The following is an 18,742-nucleotide window of genomic DNA, read 5'->3' as shown; positions in this document are numbered from 1 at the left end:
TCGTTTTACCAATTTCATGAACATCAGTAACTATTCTAAGCTAAATTTCGACAGGGCTGATAGTTTTCTTCTAGAAGTAGGAATGATTCAAGCTGTGTCATGATGTTCTTAATTTAAGAGTCAGACTAGTAAGACAAACAATCTCATTATATATGATACTCTCTACATAATGATATACGTATGATCAAGCAATTAATCAATAACATTATGTTCGACGCGGGCATGTTTCCTACCCCAATCACAACATAAGTAAGTCTATGAATAACCACCAACTAATAGATCATAGGTAAGTAATAGAAAAAGTAGGCCACATTATAACTTGGAGGCATAAGTTTAAGCGGGCGTAAAATCATTTCGAGGCAAAGGTAAGTTTGCCGTGATCGGTACGGGCGATTCTAGACAAAACCGATTGTTGAAAAGTCGGATTTTAGCAATCAATGAATTACTTTGTGTATGATAAATTCGCTTAGCCTAATATCCAATGTTGATGGTGCAGATCAGGATAGGTATTACGACAGTGAAGCGACACTGGAATAAGTAGGGAATAGCGGCTATCAAATTACAGCCGCTATTGAATGGGAGATCTATTCTTTCACTGCGAATATTTGAGATAACATATCTGCGGCATCAGAATAGGCTGTTGGTAATTCTTGTCCACCACGGTTGGCTTCGAGTGATTTTTGTACATCCGGAGATTTGAACATTTCCACAACAGTCATTAAGTCATCGTAGATACGTCCTTGTACTTTTTGTGTGCCATCTTCCTCATCGTCATATAGAGCGAGTAAGCGACAGATATCGAAAGGATGTTTATGAACATCACCTTCTTTGATTTTTTCTTGGGCGAACAACTCTTTGTTTCCGATCCAAGCTTTCGCTTTGAGTATCATGAGACACATATGATGAACAGTATTAACGGTATCAATGGATATAACCGATTCTCTCAAATATGAGTAGTAGTCATCATCTACAAGAATCGCTGAAAAGTTAGAGACTCCTTCAGCAGTTTCGATTGGTGTGCGGTGCTCTTTCTCAAACAAATCGACATCATCAGGCTTTCGAGAGAAGAGTTCTATTTGTTTAGGGTAGGTGTTCAATGTTTCAGAGTCGTCTGGAATTACGAATCGATATACATTTCCAGATGTACCGCTTTGGTGGAATTTTTTACCTTGGTAGTTTCCTGCTTTCAAGTAAGCCCATAGATCTTTAGCAAAATCTTCAGTGAACTCTTCAATAACAAGAACAATATCTAGATCCTGTGTTTGACGAAACTCTTGACCTTTACTTTCAAATACGAGTCCACAAGCGTTACCACCAATCAGAATGTACTTATCTTGGTGTGCACTTAGGGTCTCGCTAAAGTGCTTTAATTTAGCGTCCATTATTTTTAATGCTCCTTATTCATAATCTTGTTGATCTAGCTGAACTAAACTCTCGAAGATCATTTCATCGATCTCCTCAAAACTAGTTCTAATTCGTGGTTCTCTGTCTTTATAGCCACTTAGAGAAAGCACTATGGGTGAGATTACGTCACAATCTCGAACTGCTTTCGTCATTGGGACGTAAGGGAATACTTGTAGTTCTACCTCTTCCTGAAACTCTTCCCAACCTGCTCTTCGCTCTCTTATAAAGTACTTGGAAACTTTGTTGATTGTGTTTGAAGTTATCGCAAAGTCTTTACGAGCATCATTATCCATTACAACAGCGTAGCAAGGGACTTGGGGAGAGCTTAGTAATGTGTATCTAGATAGGGCGGACTCTCCGGCAAGTACAGTTGGTCCTTCAATGACGCTTTTTGGTACTTGGTATACGTCAGAAGCTAGCTTGGCTAGAAGGTACTCTCTTGCTTCCCAGATTTTTTTCCTACTATGTAAGAACTTCATCTGATAAGAGCGACCGATTTTTTCTGCTTTAATGAGTCCTACATCTTGAAGTTCCTTGATACTTCTAGATATGGATGCTTTTGATACACCCACCTGAATGTCTGAAGTGGTAAATGTGCGCGGTATAACGCCATCAAGAAATCTAGCTACTATGTTCGTAGGTAAGATTCCCAGCCTCTCAGAAGGGAATAGCTTGATGTTATCTTTTGGTGGCTTGTCTTGGTGAAGCATTAGCTCTGGTATGTAAGAGCGTTCAAAAGGAATGATATGAGCAATTCTTTTCTCAGTTAATTGGAGAATTGTTGAGCGCTTCAACTCATCTACAACAAACAGTACTGGGTACTCGTTAAGCCTGCTTAACAGTTTGTCAAACATATAACGATTACTTTGAGCAAATATGATGTCGTCATAAGTATATACGACATAGAAGCTTAACCCTCCCAATTTTCCAAGTGTTACTTTTAGCTTGTTTTTGAACTGCATAGGAACTGGTGGAATCTCTTTAGATAGCTCAAAGAGACCTACTTGGAAGTACTCTTCTAAGTAGTTGTCGCAACTTAATTTTAGATTCTTCATCTCACAACCCTTGGTATATACAGTTAAACTATAGTAACGCATATGCGTTACTAAGTTATTATTTTTTCAACTAATTAAATTTTTTCTAAAAAAATCAGTAGATTAAAGGTTGCATGGCAATAGGTTTACCTACTTTAAGTATCAGCTTTAAAGTAGGTAAACCTATTAATGCGTAACTATTATATCATTATTAGTTACGCATATGCGTTACCTTTTAAAGAAAGTCTAATATAAACTTGCTTAGTTTATGATATATAAAGACTTAAAAGGTTGCGCATTAATAGATTTACTGGTGATAATGTTGAGGTTTTTTGATGGTAAACACGACTATGCGTAACTATCTGTATGAATTTTGTTCTTTTTCATCTCCCCTATAGAGAGTCATTGTCGCAATCCTGATGGTTCTAGTGAGGTTGATACGCTTTTTTATAATTTTCTTATACTAGTAAACGCATAACTAAAATTATTTTCAATAAAACCTATGAAAGCATGGAATGTAAGGTGTTTTTCATTGCGTCGAGCGCCGTTAAATTTCTCTTTAGTTTGCTGTTATATGACCTCTGGTCGTTCGGAGCTTGGAGGCATTTTGAACCATAAATATTATCTGTTTATAAGGCCTCCCAAGCCTGTTGCTAACAAGGGTAAAGTGCCTTCAGCACCTGTCTCTATCAGATAGATCTCTCAGCGTTGCATAACGGTGAGAAAAGTAAAATGTAACCATTCAACCTACCATTGAAGAACAGAAATGTCGGGCACCCCGTAAACGAAACCTACAACACTTTCGAATAACGTCAATTATGCCAAACAACCATGAACAGGATTTGGATGAGTACTTATACTAACAAGGTTTGGGGCAATAACAGGTTAGCTATTACCCCTGTGCCTAAATAGTGTTAAATCTAACCCTAAACCTCTCCAGCCACCGCACATTGGCCTTCAATCATCACTTTCTGCTTCTTCTCTAGCATCTCAAACACAATCAACAATACAGCAGCTATAACAGCACCAACAAAGCATAAATACAGTGCGCTGTAGTAGTTGTATAACTCACCCACAACACCCACCATCACGCTTGATACCAACACACTGATGTTTAACATGTTTGAGAACAGGGTAGAGGCCGTGCCTAATCGGTCTTTCATCATGTCTTGCAGTGCGACCATTCCTAACGTTGCACACACACCAATGAAGAATCCATTAAGTATTTGAGCAATTAGCATTCCTGTAAAACTGGTGGCTGATAGCATAACAAGAAAGAACATGGCACCAGATATCACGCCAAGCGTCATTACTCTGGTTGTGCCTAGTTTGTCAGCCATTTTACCTGCTCCAAGCATCACTGGGATCTCGCAAGCTGCCGCCATACCAAACATTAAGCCTAACCAACTGACATCAACTTGCAGCTCTTGTGAAAGATACAAAGGCATACTGGTGATGTATAAATTGTTGGCAGAAAACGCACACACAATAATGAAGCAATAGAGAACCACCATACGACCTAACGGTCTATTCTCAACCGTTGCCGCTGTTCGTTCTTCTTTTGTCACCACGTTATAAGGGATCAACTTAGCGATGATGAGTATTGCGATAGAGACCGTAATGGCAGAGACCGCAAACGCTGCACTAAAGCCAAATTGTGCTTTAAGCATGAACGCCGCAGGTGGACCAAATACCCACGCAATGGCAAGGCCTGCACGCATCTTGGCTAAAAAACTGGTGCTGTTGGCAACGTGTCTGTCACCATATTCTCGACCTAGAGCAAACAGTTGACCAAAAGAAGCGCCACTGACGCTACCAAAGACCACGGCCATGGTAATCGCTAACCAATAATCACGAATAACGGTAAAGCTGGCGACTAAAATTAAGTAACTTGCTAAAGAGACAATTAAAATGGTTTTACGGTTCCAATGCGTGTCTGAGCGTTTGGCAATAAACTGAGATACGATCACTGAACTGCTGACAGCGAGTGTCATATACAGGCTTAACATCATTGGTGATGCGCCCAACTCCTCTACAATAAATAAGCTTGATAGTGGATAAAAAAACGCACTACAAAGCCCAGTAATAAAGGCGATAAAAATAAACAAAAATGTCTTCTTGTTTTGCGGCATAGTGAAGCTCCAGTGTACGAAAGAGAATGTGGTTGAACCGTTTTATTTAGGCGTAGTCTACTCAATGATAGGGAAGGTGAGTGATGTTATTCGAGCTACCTCTAATACTATTCAGTCATTTTGTTATCTTTCTTTGACAGGTGGCGCGTACACGATTAGCCTGAGAGTGACATATTTAGAGTGGTATTAACCGTTAAGGTCAAGAATGAAACCATTTAAAGAACACGTGCAAAATGTACCTAGTTTTGATTGGATAGTAAGAGAATTTCATTGTCGCGTAGAAGACAATGAATTTGCGTGTTCTTGGCATTATCATTCTGAATATGAATTGGTGTTGTATCTAGATCCTGATGAGGCATTTCAAGGCAGTTATTTTGCAGGAGATGCGATTGGCGATATCCACCATAATTCTCTGCTTCTTTATGGGCCGGGTTTGCCTCATATGGTGGCAGGACGAAGCGTAAAATTAGAGAAGTCAAAGCATCACACCTTAATTATTTGGTTTGCTCATCATTGGGTTGAGCGTTTAATGGCACTGATCCCTGAAGCGAGAAACTTAAAGCGGTTATTAGATAATTCTGCTTATGGCTTATCGTTTAGCTCAGAAACCGCACATAAGATGTCAGAATTATTAAAACACGCTAATACGCTAGATCGTCATTTGCAGGCGATAAAAGTGATTGAGATATTAGTCAGTCTTTCTGATGATACGAAAGCAAAAAAGCTATCAACCACGCCCTATCGAATTAAGCCGCTTACGGATGATTCTGAATTAAACCATCGAATTGAGCGAGCAACTCGTTATATAGAAACGTATTATTGTGATGCAATTAAGATCTCTGATTTATGTAAGCGACTTCATATGAGTGAGAGCTCGGCTTATCGAATGTTTGAGAAGCATTATGGAATGAGTTTTTCTGATCATCTAAAGCAATATCGTATTGGTAAAGCGTGTGAACTGTTAGCGAGTACTAACTTTCCTATCGCTTTAGTGGCAGAAAAGACGGGATTTAAAAATATATCTAACTTTAATCGTCAATTTAAAGAGTTAAAAATGATGACGCCGACTGAGTTTCGACGTCGATTTAATTAACCTCAGTTAGGTATTTCTTTAGGGATATAGAGTAGGAAGCGAAATGAATTTAAATTTTATCAAACATTTTTTAGCGGTGTATGACTTTGGTAGCGTGACAAAAGCCGCGGATCATTTGAATATTACCCAGCCTTCAATGAGCAGTGCGATTAAAAAATTTGAAGAGAGCTACGGGCAGCCGTTATTTTTAAAAGTAGGGCGATCTCTAGAGCCAACAGATGCGGCTCATTCACTGGCTTATCAAGTGCGTCCGATAATGGAGCAATTGGTGGTAGCCTTGGAATCTCCACGTCGTTTGATAATTAGTGCGCCAGAGATCGTATTGCAATCTCTGCCTGATATGGATGATGCGTTGCTGACAGAGAGCCCCGCGGTTGAATATCAAATGCTTGATAAAATTCGCTCGGGTGAAGTCGATATCTTGATTGATGATATTACTGTAACTGACTACACCTTTGTGAGTGAGAGTTTAGGTAAGTTGGATATCGCTTTTGCTTGTCGATGCGATCACCCAAGTATTATGGGGAATTCATTAAGTTTGGAGCAATTTAACCAAGCTGAGCATGTCATGCTTAAATTGAAAAATGAGAACATGGGGGCATTTGAAACCCGTCCTGATGAGATTTTTGAGCGTAACATTGTTCGTGAAGTAAGTGGGCCATCTAATTTATTGTTAAGTGTTAGACACACGGATGCGATCTGCATTGTGGCTGAAAGTATGTTTGGTTTAGCCCAAGAGCTCGGTTTAAAAGTATTAGAGTCACCTTTTCCACTTCAACCGTATGAAATTAAGCTTATTTATCATCGCCGTAATATAAGTAATAAAACGCATCAATATGTACGTGAGCAGATTAAAGCTAGACTAAGGGAACTGCATCAATAAATGCATAGATAAAAACTATGTATCGAATAGTCAGTGACCAATAGTTTCTCGTTATCAAGCATCATAGTATTACCTGATTACAGTCTAATTCATTAATCTTTAATGAAAAATTGGATTGATTCTAACTACAGGTAAACCGGAGTTATTTGATGAAAATTGATAAAGATGTTCTTATTCCTCGTACATTAATTGCCACTATTATCGCTGTTTTAGTTATTGCTCCTAATGTGTAGCTGAGCGAGATATAAATACACTGACAGCGGTACAAGTATCAGTTAGTGAGCTAACGAACTCCTCTACTTGACCGCTAAATCTCCCTAATCTACTGCTTAATTTTCTTTTCTTATTTATCTTGAAATCCTTTCTTTATTGACTCACTGATCATCAATTTTAACCAGCGATGAGGTGAACTAGTAAGTGTTCTTCTGTGTTCAATTAAGTAAATATCAACAGTATATGGTTTGCTATCAAACGCTTTAATTACTTTAAAACTTGAATCTAAAATTGAATCTTTTTCTAATTAATGCCCACCAATAATAAGGCGATCGGTGCCTTTAATCGATTCTATTAGGGTTGATAACTGCCCTGATTTAAGTGCAATATTTCTGTATTTCCCTTGTTTTCTTAGTTCTACATCTATGGGATTAAGGTACTCACCTTCCGATCGAATATCGAATGATAAATCCACAAATGAGTATTCAAGGCAATCATCTATAGTGATGTTTTCTTTTTGCAATAAAGGATGATCTGAAGTGCCATAAATAACAGGGTAGGTATAACCGATCTTCTCTGAGTGATATTCATCGCTAACGATCGTCTCTTTGATATGTATAGAGAAATCAACGTGACTCTCTTTTAGTAACAAAATGGGGTCAATGGCAGAGGGGTACTCTTCAAGAGTTACTTTTGGTGCTGCCTCATAAATTGCTTTGGCTAATGGGGCAGTAAGCAGTTTACTCATAAGAGGTGGTGTTGATATGCGAAAGGCTTTTTCACACGACTCAGCAGAAAAAGTGGAGTTGTTTACTAAATTATCAATAGAAAATAAAATAGCATCAAGCTGCTCCTCTAACTCTAATGTTTTAGCGGTAGGTTGTAAGCCATTTGATTCACGATAAAACAGAGGATCATCAAATAGCTCTCTAAGACGGCCTAAAATTCGACTCATTGCAGGCTGAGAAAGAAATAGTTTCTCTGCCGCTCTCGATACATTTTTTTCTTTAATTAATACACTAAGTGAGACGAGTAAGTTGAGATCAATTCGAGAAAGCGTTTGTTCAAGTGTTTTCATTCTTAGCCCTCACGGTATTAATGTTTAATAGAGATATTACACCACAGCATATCAGTTATGTGATCTTATGATTTCTATAAATGTGATTCACAGTCTATTATTTAATCAATTCAACAGAATTGAATAACAGCTGAGGAGTTATTAAATGAAACTTTCTCTGATTACGAAAAGTGTTTTACTAGGTGCAATGGTTACGGCAACTTGCGTTTCGGCTTCTCAGCCTACGACAAGTCTAGATGGATTTTTTACTGCTGATGGAAAAATGGTGACAGCGCAGACGTACCCAACCGATGAAACGGCTCACCAAATTTTGAAGAATCAAGATCTTGTAGGGGTTAATGAGTTTTTACATAAACGCCAGCTTACCCCAACAGATGCACAGCCTGTGGTTCGCATGAACCGTGATACCTATTATTCAATGGCTGTTGTTGATGTATCAAAAGGGGCTACAGTGACAATGCCTGAGCTACCAGAAGGCAAATACATCTCTGTGCAACCCATTACAGAAGACCACCATATTCAACCAATGTACAACGGTGGTGGGACATTTAACTTATCGACTCATACGGGTAAGCATCTTTATTTAGTGATCCGTCTTGATGCTACTTTTACAGAGCAAGAAGCGGCGATGTATCAAGACCAAATGAAAATTAATGCAAATAGCGCAGAGTTGTTTATTTCTGAAAGTGTAAATCAAACATCATTTAAAAAAGTAGAAGATGAGTTGAAAGCTAAAATGCCAATGATAAATGAACGTGATGGCAGCGCAGCATTAACAGGCATGTTTACTGGGTTTAATGATGAATCGACGACATTGTTTACTCAAGAAAAATATGAAATTGGTGCTGCTATTGGTTGGGGTGGAGCTCAAATGATAGATAATATCTATGAAGTATCAGGCAATTACCCTGCGGATACGTGTTATCAATCAACGTTTGAAGATCCTAAAAACAAAGCGTTTTGGTCTATCACGGTTTATGACAAGTCAGGCTTTATGTTTAACGATGTAGCGAACGTAAGCTCTAACACCGCGACAGTAAATAAAGATGGGACTTACACAGTCAGCTTTGGTTGTGGTGCTGATGCGCCAAATAACATTGAAACCGCGAACGATTCGGGTGTATTTAACTTAGGTATTCGCCATTACCAACCAAGCGATAAAGTTCGAGTGGATGGTTACCGTATTTTACCAACAGTGAAAGCGAAATAATTGATATAAATTGAATTAAATCATAAGCCGCTAGATATATTCTAGCGGCTTATGATTACTTTTTATTCTGGTTAAAATCCAAATTTTCCGTTAGTGTTTTTCCATTCTGATTTTTCAGGGATCGTTTCAACGGTATCCCAATGTTCTACGATCTTGCCGTTATCTAGGCGGAATAAGTCATAAAAAGCCACGTGCTTGTTCATGAATGTCCCTTCACTGATAGAAAGTACGAAATTACCTTCTCCCAATATCTTATGATTAGTCGTGTATGACATTGGCATATTCGCTTTTGCCAATTCACCTAACGCTTTGCCTAAGCCACTCAGACCATCAGCAATATTAGGGTTGTGCTGTAAGTAAGCGTCGTCTTCATTATCAATAAATTGGTTAATTTTCGCCATGTCGCCATTCATTAAAATAGTGTTTACGAAATCAGCCACAATCGCTTTGTTTTCTTCTGTGTTATCCAAATCCGTTATGGTAGTAGTGCCATCTAATTGCGTGCGACCACTGGCGTTTTTAGGCATTAACTCTTGTAAGTTATCCCAATGTTCGACGATTTTCCCCTCTTCAAAGCGAAACACATCAAAGCCCACTTTTTGGCCAAAGAAATTGTATTCAGTTTGAGTTATTACGTAATCCCCATCTTGCAGAGCACGCACGACATTGGCTTTGGCGCTCCCTTTTGGTAATTGCTGTAATACTTCCCCAAAGCCTGCTAAACCATCTCTAACCGCAAGGTTATGCTGAATGTATTTGTTTGAATTAATGTAATTAATAGCCTCTGGATTACCCGTTTCAATGCTTGCAATAACCGCCACCGCTTTGTCTTTATTCGTGAGTTGCTCTGGCATGTCTGTGTTTGCACATGCGGCTAGACTTAAAATGCTTGTTGCTAATACAGTGCGTTTGATTTTAGTTGTCATGTTCTTCATTTTGTTGTCCTCTGTTGGTTTGAGAACAATAATAGAGACATTCTAATGGGCTGTGTAGAGTGGATATGGGCTTAAAAATGGTGAATATCGAACCCGATAAACTTACAACTTAGGTGTGGTGTATTTCTTTTGAAATTGACTAGGGGTAAGGGTGGTTTGCTTTTTAAAGTATTTTACAAAGTTACTGGCGTCTTCAAAGCCAAAATCATAGGCGATTTGTTGAGAAGGGGCGTTAGTTACTATTAAACGTCGTTTCATTTCAATCAGAGTAAAGGCATCTATCATCTGTTTTGCGGTTAAGGCGGTGGCGAGTTTACACACTTGGTTTAAGGTTTTATAGGTGGTGTTGATTTGGCTTGCGTACCAATTGGCATCTCTGATTTGTTGAAAGTGTTCTTGCATCAAAGTAAAGAATTTCGCCAGTTTTATACTTTGTTCTGTCGATAATTTATCGTGGCGCATTTTTGGGCGTAAACGATGGAGTAGTAGAGCTAAAGCAGAAAATAGATACATGATGATCAGAGGATCAGAATTGTTTAGTTTGATCTCGGCAATCATTTCATTAATTAAGGTGTGACTGCGTTGATTATTTTGAAGATCAAGCGTCAGCAGTGGCGTGTGCTGATTATTAAGGTGTGTTGGAGTGTAATTTGGCAAACGCATATTGGTATGGACGTTATCAAGAAAGATTTGGGTAAATAGCAACACTTTGCCTTTTGGTTTTGACGACAAATCAAATGCATGAACTTGCTCACGTTGCACAAATATCATTGAACCAGCACGGAAAGGATATTCTTCAAAATCCACCATGTGAGTACCTTCACCTCGTTCAATGTGAATAATCATAAAAAACGAGACGCGGTGTGGATCTTCTGGTGAATGAGAAAGTGTCGTTCTTTCATATAAGGAAGACAATTCTATTATTTCGAATTCAGCTTGATTACTCATATCGTGATTAAATGTAATGTTAGGAATATTCATATAATTTATTCATTGATAACAATGAGGTTTTCTTGCTCTAACGGGCATTCAACATCAATTAATAGTTCACTGAGGTGAGTTGGACAAAGCATCTCTTCTTTCGTTACTGAAAACTTAGCCGCCATAATTTGGTTAAATAAATTCCAGTGCTGTAATAACAGTTTTTCATGGTTATCTGCAAATTGTGGCCAGGTTTCAGACATTATTGGTGTTAAGCTTGATGCGCCATGAGCAAAAATCATTGTTTGCCATTTAGTTTCCCAAATATCGAGTTTCCCATCTGGATTAGCTTCGTTGTACTCTTCAAAGAGATCTTTAAATATCGCTTCAAATTCACATTTTGTTTTTAAGAAATACTCAAGTAATGCATTGTCATTTTGGCGGATTGCATCGGCAATCATCTTAATTGGCTGTGGATTCATCAAAGTAAATGCAGACAGCTTAATAATGAATAGATAGATGCGATAGCTAGGTGTTTTATCTTCTGGTAATGAGGCAATAATTGCGTGAAGATAGCTTTGCATATGAGCATCGCAAGCATCACTTATTTCCTTCCAAATCATATCTTTACTACCAAAGTGATGACGGATAAGACTATGGGAAACGCCCGCTTTTTCACTGATATTACGCAGTGATACACGCTCGTAACCTAGCTCGCCAAACATCGTTGCCGCAACCATTAAGATTTGACATTTTGTTTGTTCAGCAGCTTCGGTACTTCTTTTTCCCTGCTTTTTCTCTGTCATTATTCACCCTTAGTTTGTGCTCTTAATTACCAATATATACGTATTAAGTGTTGCTAATCGCTTTGATTTCTGAACAGCCGAATGCGTATTGATGGCCTAAGCATACCAAGTTCAGTGCCTAACGCGTACTTAAAAATACACTTTTCAAATACTTTACTGCACAAGTGTAAAATATATTGATCTACTTCAAATTAAAACTATACTGCACAACTGTGTAGTAAATAAAATGAGTGGAGATACTTGTGCGAAAACTAAATATAAAGCGCACATTCCTAGGAGCTGTTGTTGTATTAAGCTTGTCGGGTATGTTGACGGGATGCAATAAAGCGATATCTGAAACCACAGATATGACAGTTAAGCCTGTAAAACTATTATCGGTAAAAGATCTCGCAGTTGCTGATTCTGATGCGTTTCTTGCGCGTATTGATGCTACGTATCGAGCACAATTGTCATTCCAAGTAGGTGGTGCAGTCTCTGATATCAAAGTGAAAATGGGACAAGCCGTAACTAAAGGTGAGTTATTGGCATCACTAGATCCAAATGATTTACAACTGGCATTGGATGCAGCGAAAGCACAGTTTTTATTAGCGAAGACACAATGGAGTCGCGCGAAAAGTTTGTACAGTAAGAAGCTCATTAGTACCAATGATTACGATCAGCGTGAGACACAATATCAAACGGCATTGGCAAATTACGAGCAAGCAAAAACGGATTTAAGTTATACCGAAATTCATGCGCCGTTCTCTGGCATTATTTCGTATACCTACGTAAAACCACATCAAATTGTGGGTGAGAAACAAGAGATTTTAAATCTGATTGATAACTCAACATTGGATGTGTCGGTAACCTTACCTATTAGCTATGTAGATTCAGTTTCTATTCCGGCATTAATCAGCAGTGATATGTGGGTAATCATGGATAATGAGCCTAACAATCAAATTCAAGGTAGATTTAAAGAGATCTCAACGCAGCCTAATTTAGACACGAACAGTTATGAAGCGATTGTAACGATGGCTTTGCCAGAAGGACGCAATTTATTAACGGGCATGACGGGACAAGTTCATATCCCCAAACAGAAAAGATCTGATTATTTGCAACTTCCCCAAAGTGCATGGGTAAATAAAAACAGCAATGAAGGGCAAGTGTGGTTAATGAATAATGAAACAAATATCGTTTCTAAAGCAACGTTACCGTTAAACGAGCAAGGGTTGGTGATATCAGGCTTAAATGCGAACGACTATGTTGTGATTGCCGGCGTTGATAGCCTTGTTGAAGGTCAAACAGTAAAAGCATGGCAACGTGAGGAAGGTATTTAATGGACCGTTCATTATATTCATTATTGGTTCTGATACTCTTTATGCTCACGGGCTGCCAAGAAGAAGCGGTAACAGAAACCAGTGAGCCACTTTATATCTCTGGCTTTACGGTTGATGCTCCTGTGACTCAACAATTTCGATCTTTTAAAGGCCAAGTGGTTCCTGCTGAGCAAACCCCTATTGCGTTTCGAGTAACCGGTGAGATCCAAGATGTGCTAGTGAAAGCAGGAGATGTGGTTAAACAGGGCCAAGTCATTGCAAAACTAGAAGACAGTAAGGTAAAGCAAGCCGTTAATGATGCTAAGGCACAGTATACGTTGGCGTCAAAACAGTACCAACGTGGCAAAGAATTGAACCGTCGAGCTATGATCTCAATATCTGAGCTTGATGAGTTATTTGCGAATAAAGAGCTGGCAAAAGCAACGTATCGTTCAGCAAAAAATCAATTAACGTATACCCATCTTGTTGCGCCATTTAACGGCAAAGTACTTGATGTATATAAAGAGCAGTTTGAACGAGCAGCGGCAGGTGAGCCTATTCTAAGTCTGTATCAAAACGATAAAGTGTACGTGCGTATTGATCTTTCAGATAACGTGTTAGCGATGATAAATCCTGAAATAAATCGAGATTCTTACCATCCTGTAACCACATTTGTAGGTTTATCTGGCTCTTATTCTATGGAGTACTTAGAGCACACCAGCGAGCCAAATGCTCAGACTCAAACCTATGAAATGTACTTAACTATGCCTCAACCGAGTACTGATATTTTACCCGGTACTAGTGCCACGGTGAATGTGGATATGGTCGAGGCAGGGATCGCTTCAATTGATGGTTACCATGTGCCAGTGAGCGTATTGCAAGCAGGTCAAAAAGCAGGCCTGTTTTATGTGTGGATCATTCGAGATGGGCAAGCAACTAAAGTCCCAGTGACTATCCGAAAGATTGATGGAGAAGGGGCTATTGTGGCTTCTGGTGTTATTCAAGGTGATGTTCTTGCCAATTCAAGCTTACGAAAATTACGTGAAAATAAAAAAGTAACGTTAGTGGAGAATCAACAATAATGAACATTGCTGAATATTCAATAAAAAACAAGGTCATTAGCTGGCTATTCATTGTTATTTTAACCGTTGGTGGTATCACCTCATTTTTAGATTTAGGCCGCTTAGAAGATCCTGCCTTTACGATTAAAGATGCGATGGTCATTTCTACTTATCCGGGAGCAACCTCAAAAGAAGTAGAAGAAGAGCTAACGTATCCATTAGAGAAGGCGATCCGTAAGTTACCTTATATCGATAAAATTACGTCAACCTCTTCTAATGGGATGTCGCAGATCATGGTGAGTATGAAGATGGATTACGGTCCAGATGAGTTGCCACAGATCTGGGATGAAATGCGTCGTAAAATTAATGATTTGAAACCAACGTTGCCTCAAGGGGTTCAATCTTTACAGATCATTGATGATTTTGGTGACGTGTTTGGCGTAATGATGATGTTGACGGGTGACGATTATAACTATGTAGAGTTAAAACGTTATGCCGACACATTAACGCGCGAATTAGAGCTGATTGATGGGGTCGGTAAAATCTCTATCGCGGGTGATCAACAAGAAATGCTGTTTGTTGAAATATCACTCGATCGCTTAGCCGCACTGAATCTAGACATGAACAGCGTGGCTGGCCTATTAAACCAACAAAATAATGTAGTACAAGCCGGCGAAGTATTGGTCAATGGCGAGAGCTTAACCATTCGACCAAGTGGTACGTTAACTACCGTTGAATCGCTAGGTGATTTGATTATTCATGGTCGTGATACCGGTAATCTTATTCGTCTAAAAGACGTAGCAACAATCACTCGTGGACTTCAAGAAAAGCCAAGTAATATCATTCGATTTAACGGTAAAAATGCCTTAAATCTGGGGCTTTCGTTCGCATCTGGGGTGAACGTGGTAGAAGTCGGCCAACGTGTTGATGCTAAATTAGAATATCTAGAGTCAATAAAACCAGCAGGTCTTGAGTTAAGTTATTTTTATAATCAAGCACAAGAAGTCGATACTTCGGTTCATGATTTTATTATCAGTTTGGCTGAAGCAGTAGCGATTGTTATTTTGGTTCTACTGTTTGCGATGGGAGTGCGAAGCGGCCTCATTATTGGTGTGGTGCTATTGCTAACCGTGTTTGGTACCTTTATTTTAATGAGTTACAACAACATTGACCTTCATCGTATTTCATTGGGTGCATTAATTATTGCGCTAGGTATGTTGGTAGATAATGCCATTGTCGTGGTTGAAGGGATTTTAGTTGGTCTGAAAAAAGGGCGAACTAAAGTTCAAGCAGCAGCCGATATTGTAAAACAAACACAATGGCCTTTGTTGGGCGCAACAGTGATTGCGATTGCCGCATTTGCTCCGATTGGTCTATCTGAAGACGCCACTGGTGAATTCATGGGCGACTTGTATTGGGTGCTGTGTTATTCATTATTTTTAAGTTGGGTAACGGCAATTACGATCACGCCATTCTTAGCTAATTTATTACTGAAAGAAGAAGATAAAAATACAGGTGAAGAAGAGGACGCATATAAAGGATTCTTATTTGTTGCGTTTGGCTCATCACTTAAATTCGCCTTACGTTTTCGTTGGTTAACGGTAGCATCACTGGTTGGTTTACTTGTGGTGGCGGTGATCTCGTTTGGTAATGTGAAGCAGCAATTCTTCCCTTCATCAAACACACCAATGTTCTATGTGGATATGTGGATGCCAGAAGGCACGGATATTAGAGAAACGATTAAGCAGTCAGAAGCGGTTGAGAGCTACATTAATAAGCAAGATAATATTGAGTTTGTGTCGGTGTCTATTGGTCAAGGTATGCAGCGTTTTGCTCTGACGTATCAACCAGAAAAAAGCTATGAAGCGTATGCACAATTTCAGATAAGAACGACCGATCGTGAAGCCATGTTTAACTTATTAGAGATCCTAACTAACTCATTAGATAAACGCTTTGATAAGCCGACATTTCAGTTCAAAATGATGGAATTTGGTCCTTCTCCAGCATCTAAAATTGAGGTGCGTATTTCAGGGTCAGATCCTCAAATCTTGCGTGATTTAGCGACCGATGTTGAAGACATTCTAGCGACTGATCCGGGTGCAAGAAACATTCGACATGACTGGCGCGAACGCACGAAAGAGTTAACGCCCGAGTTTAATGAATCTAAAGCGCGTCGTTTAGGGATCTCAAAAGAAGACTTATCAAATACGCTACAAATGGCATTTGGTGGTAATACATTAGGTATGTTGCGCGATGGTACGCATACTTTACCAATTGTGGCGCGTTTGCCAGAAGTAGAACGTGTGGATTTTGAATCTCTGCAAAACGTAAAAATCTGGAGTCCGTCACTACAAAGTTACATTCCAGTAGATCAAGTGATTGATGGTGTGAAGCTAGATTGGAGTGAGCCGTTAATTCAGCGCAGAGACAGAAAACGAACGATTACCGTAATGGCGGATCATGATTTATTGAGTAACGATACACCCGCAATTTTGTTAGCGCGTGTTCAACCACAAGTGTTGAAAATGCCGTTACCTGAAGGGTATGAAATTACGTGGGGTGGTGAATATGAATCATCGAAAGATGCACAAGAGTCTCTATTTGGTTCATTGCCAATGGGTTACTTGTTCATGTTTATCATCACAATGTTGCTGTTTAATTCCTTTAAAAAGCCGCTAGTGATTTGGTTTACGGTTCCGCTATCCATCATTGGTGTCTCGTTTGGTTTATTGAGTACTAACATGCCGTTTAGCTTTACCGCGTTCTTGGGATTACTGAGTTTAAGTGGCATGATTCTGAAAAATGGGATTGTCTTGCTTGATCAAATCAACATTGAGTTAGCATCAGGTAAAGATCCATACATAGCGATAGTGGACAGTGCGATCAGTCGTGTGCGTCCAGTGAGTATGGCGGCGTTGACCACAATATTAGGACTTATTCCATTATTGTTTGATGCTTTCTTTAGTTCAATGGCAATTACCATTATGGCAGGTCTTGGTTTTGCTACCATTCTGACGTTGATTGTAGTGCCAGTAATGTACGCAATTTTATTTAAAATTAAGCCTGCAGAACTAACGATTTAATCTCTGCTATTTCAGATAACCTATCTGACCAATCACTGCCTCGTTTTATTTGCAGTGATTGGTTTTTTTGTTTGTTTTTATCTCTTTTTAAATTTGCGGTAAATGCTATATTTTAGGTAATAACCCTGTATAATCCGCCGCCTATTTACTGGTAATATCATTGTCTTTAAGACAATCATTCACGCGTTAGTTAAACTTAGGAATTCGTTATGACTGAAGAAGAAAGAATTGAGCTGCAACAGAACAACCCATTACACGGTCTTAAGTTAGAAATCTTACTGCAAGAGTTGGTTGATCATTACGGATGGGAAATTTTAGATACTGCAATGCGTCTAAACTGTTTTAACACTAACCCGTCAATGACGAGCAGTGTTAAATATTTAAAGAAAACACAATGGGCAAAAGAGAAGGTGGAAAACTTCTATTTATACCGTTTCAAACGTATGCCTAAAGCGTCTGATCTTGAATATGAAATGCCTCCTCGTTCACGTACGTTTGCTCATGGTCTTGAACCTCGTGAACCAATGGAATTGACGATTGAATCAATTTTGCTTTCTCAAGCGAAATCAGCGTCAGCTCACCAAGCGCGTTCTCAAAACCGTGGTGGAAACTATCGTCGTTAAGATAATCGCCGCTAAGAAAATCATAGCTAAGTGAACGGTCATTAATTGAAGATGATTTTTAGTTAGATATAAAATAAAAAAGCCAAACTGGGTAATCCAAGTTTGGCTTTTTTGTGCTTATCATTTAATGATTATTGCATCAAGTAAGTTGGTACTTACTATGGCTGCTGCTTAGTTGGAGCCAAAGCAATCTCACGGATACAAACGTTTTGAGGTTGTTGGTAAGCAAAAGATACCGCACGAGCAATATCATCAGCAGCTAGTACGCCGCCCATGCTTTCTTTCCACTCACCGTAGCCGTCTTTAATGTCTTGAGATGTTGTATGAGACAGAAGCTCAGTCTCAACAGCTCCTGGTGCAATCGTAGTTACACGAACGTTTGATAATGCCACTTCTTCACGAACGTTTTCAGAGATAGCGTGAACCGCAAACTTAGTACCACAGTAAGCGGCATGGTTTGGGAACGTCTTCTTACCTGCAATAGAGCTGATATTAATGATAGTGCCTGTATTGCGTTTCATCATTGGTGCTAGAACAGCTTGCATGCCATTTAGAAGACCAATAACGTTTACATCAAACATTGTCTTCCACTCTTGTGCGTCTTGCGTGTCGATTTGACCAAGAAGCATCGCACCGGCATTGTTTATTAGCGCATCAACAGGACCAAATTTCGCTTCACCTTGAGCAATTGCAGCATCAAAAGAAGCTTTGTCTGTTACGTCCACTTTTACAGAAAGTGAATTTGGTAGATTAAGTGCTTCTAAACGCTCAATACGACGAGCAAGAAGAAGCAGGGGATGACCTTCATCGCTTAAACGACGTGCGATTGCTTCACCAATACCAGAACTTGCACCTGTAATAACAACTAATTTTTTCATTTTCTATTTCCTCAATAAATTCAATAAGCAAGCGAACTCAGAACCCTGCTTCGTTGCGATGGAGGTATATTACTGTCACTTGTATTGTTGATA

At 39.1% G+C, this 18,742-nt stretch carries 15 protein-coding genes; 7 read left to right on the top strand and 8 right to left on the bottom strand.

Going from position 1 to position 18,742, the window contains the following annotated elements; translation table 11 throughout:
- Nucleotides 1-584: 584 nt before the first annotated feature.
- The 3 genes from Q1K78_RS08195 to Q1K78_RS08185 all read right to left on the bottom strand — a co-directional run bounded on the left by Q1K78_RS08195 (nt 585) and on the right by Q1K78_RS08185 (nt 4,570).
- Nucleotides 585-1,382, bottom strand: coding sequence for a hypothetical protein (locus Q1K78_RS08195; protein ID WP_300176633.1), 798 nt, complete (start codon nt 1,380-1,382; stop codon nt 585-587).
- 15 nt (nt 1,383-1,397) lie between these two features.
- On the bottom strand, nt 1,398-2,459 hold the full coding sequence (locus Q1K78_RS08190) for a hypothetical protein (RefSeq protein WP_300176630.1): 1,062 nt from the start codon (nt 2,457-2,459) through the stop codon (nt 1,398-1,400).
- Nucleotides 2,460-3,364: 905 nt separating this feature from the next.
- Nucleotides 3,365-4,570 (bottom strand): sugar efflux transporter, encoded by a 1,206-nt coding sequence (locus tag Q1K78_RS08185; protein ID WP_300176627.1) that lies wholly within the window; start codon nt 4,568-4,570, stop codon nt 3,365-3,367.
- 205 nt (nt 4,571-4,775) lie between these two features.
- On the opposite strand from Q1K78_RS08185, the gene Q1K78_RS08180 reads away from it, so the two are divergent.
- The gene (locus Q1K78_RS08180; RefSeq protein ID WP_300176624.1) at nt 4,776-5,663 is read left to right on the top strand and encodes an AraC family transcriptional regulator; all 888 of its coding nucleotides are present in this window, start codon (nt 4,776-4,778) and stop codon (nt 5,661-5,663) included.
- A 43-nt stretch (nt 5,664-5,706) separates the two neighbouring features.
- A complete protein-coding gene (locus Q1K78_RS08175; protein WP_300176622.1) occupies nt 5,707-6,546 on the top strand; it encodes a LysR family transcriptional regulator in 840 nt (279 codons plus the stop codon).
- Between the two features lie 520 nt (nt 6,547-7,066).
- Here the strand turns inward: Q1K78_RS08175 and Q1K78_RS08170 are convergent.
- Nucleotides 7,067-7,837, bottom strand: a complete 771-nt coding sequence (locus tag Q1K78_RS08170) for a LysR family transcriptional regulator (protein ID WP_300176619.1) — start codon at nt 7,835-7,837, stop codon at nt 7,067-7,069.
- Nucleotides 7,838-8,024: 187 nt separating this feature from the next.
- Between Q1K78_RS08170 and Q1K78_RS08165 the strand changes: the two genes are divergently transcribed.
- Nucleotides 8,025-9,047 carry a DUF1254 domain-containing protein gene (locus Q1K78_RS08165; protein WP_300176716.1) on the top strand — a complete coding sequence of 341 codons (1,023 nt, stop codon included), beginning with the start codon at nt 8,025-8,027 and terminating at the stop codon, nt 9,045-9,047.
- A 71-nt stretch (nt 9,048-9,118) separates the two neighbouring features.
- Here the strand turns inward: Q1K78_RS08165 and Q1K78_RS08160 are convergent, their stop codons facing one another.
- The 3 genes from Q1K78_RS08160 to Q1K78_RS08150 form a co-directional block, all read right to left on the bottom strand.
- Entirely contained in the window at nt 9,119-9,973 is an 855-nt protein-coding gene (locus Q1K78_RS08160; RefSeq protein ID WP_300176713.1) for a hypothetical protein, read from the bottom strand.
- 111 nt (nt 9,974-10,084) lie between these two features.
- Nucleotides 10,085-10,963 (bottom strand): helix-turn-helix transcriptional regulator, encoded by an 879-nt coding sequence (locus Q1K78_RS08155; RefSeq protein ID WP_300176616.1) that lies wholly within the window; start codon nt 10,961-10,963, stop codon nt 10,085-10,087.
- A gap of 5 nt (nt 10,964-10,968) precedes the next feature.
- A complete protein-coding gene (locus Q1K78_RS08150; protein WP_300176613.1) occupies nt 10,969-11,709 on the bottom strand; it encodes a TetR/AcrR family transcriptional regulator in 741 nt (246 codons plus the stop codon).
- Between the two features lie 242 nt (nt 11,710-11,951).
- On the opposite strand from Q1K78_RS08150, the gene Q1K78_RS08145 reads away from it, so the two are divergent.
- From Q1K78_RS08145 to Q1K78_RS08130, 4 genes are all read left to right on the top strand, one after another.
- Nucleotides 11,952-13,025, top strand: coding sequence for an efflux RND transporter periplasmic adaptor subunit (locus Q1K78_RS08145; RefSeq protein ID WP_300176610.1), 1,074 nt, complete (start codon nt 11,952-11,954; stop codon nt 13,023-13,025).
- The gene (locus tag Q1K78_RS08140) at nt 13,025-14,086 is read left to right on the top strand and encodes an efflux RND transporter periplasmic adaptor subunit (RefSeq protein ID WP_300176607.1); all 1,062 of its coding nucleotides are present in this window, start codon (nt 13,025-13,027) and stop codon (nt 14,084-14,086) included. Before Q1K78_RS08145 ends, Q1K78_RS08140 begins: the two co-directional genes overlap by 1 nt.
- A complete protein-coding gene (locus Q1K78_RS08135; protein WP_300176604.1) occupies nt 14,086-17,148 on the top strand; it encodes an efflux RND transporter permease subunit in 3,063 nt (1,020 codons plus the stop codon). Before Q1K78_RS08140 ends, Q1K78_RS08135 begins: the two co-directional genes overlap by 1 nt.
- Nucleotides 17,149-17,357: 209 nt before the next feature.
- Complete coding sequence (locus Q1K78_RS08130; RefSeq protein ID WP_300176601.1) at nt 17,358-17,771, top strand: VF530 family DNA-binding protein; 414 nt, start codon at nt 17,358-17,360, stop codon at nt 17,769-17,771.
- A gap of 158 nt (nt 17,772-17,929) precedes the next feature.
- Here Q1K78_RS08130 and Q1K78_RS08125 read toward each other — a convergent pair whose 3' ends face one another.
- The gene (locus Q1K78_RS08125; protein ID WP_300176598.1) at nt 17,930-18,649 is read right to left on the bottom strand and encodes an SDR family oxidoreductase; all 720 of its coding nucleotides are present in this window, start codon (nt 18,647-18,649) and stop codon (nt 17,930-17,932) included.
- Nucleotides 18,650-18,742: the final 93 nt, after the last annotated feature.

This window comes from uncultured Aliivibrio sp., from assembly GCF_946479765.1.
Lineage (GTDB): Bacteria > Pseudomonadota > Gammaproteobacteria > Enterobacterales > Vibrionaceae > Aliivibrio.
This window is presented reverse-complemented; position numbering and strand designations above follow the sequence as displayed.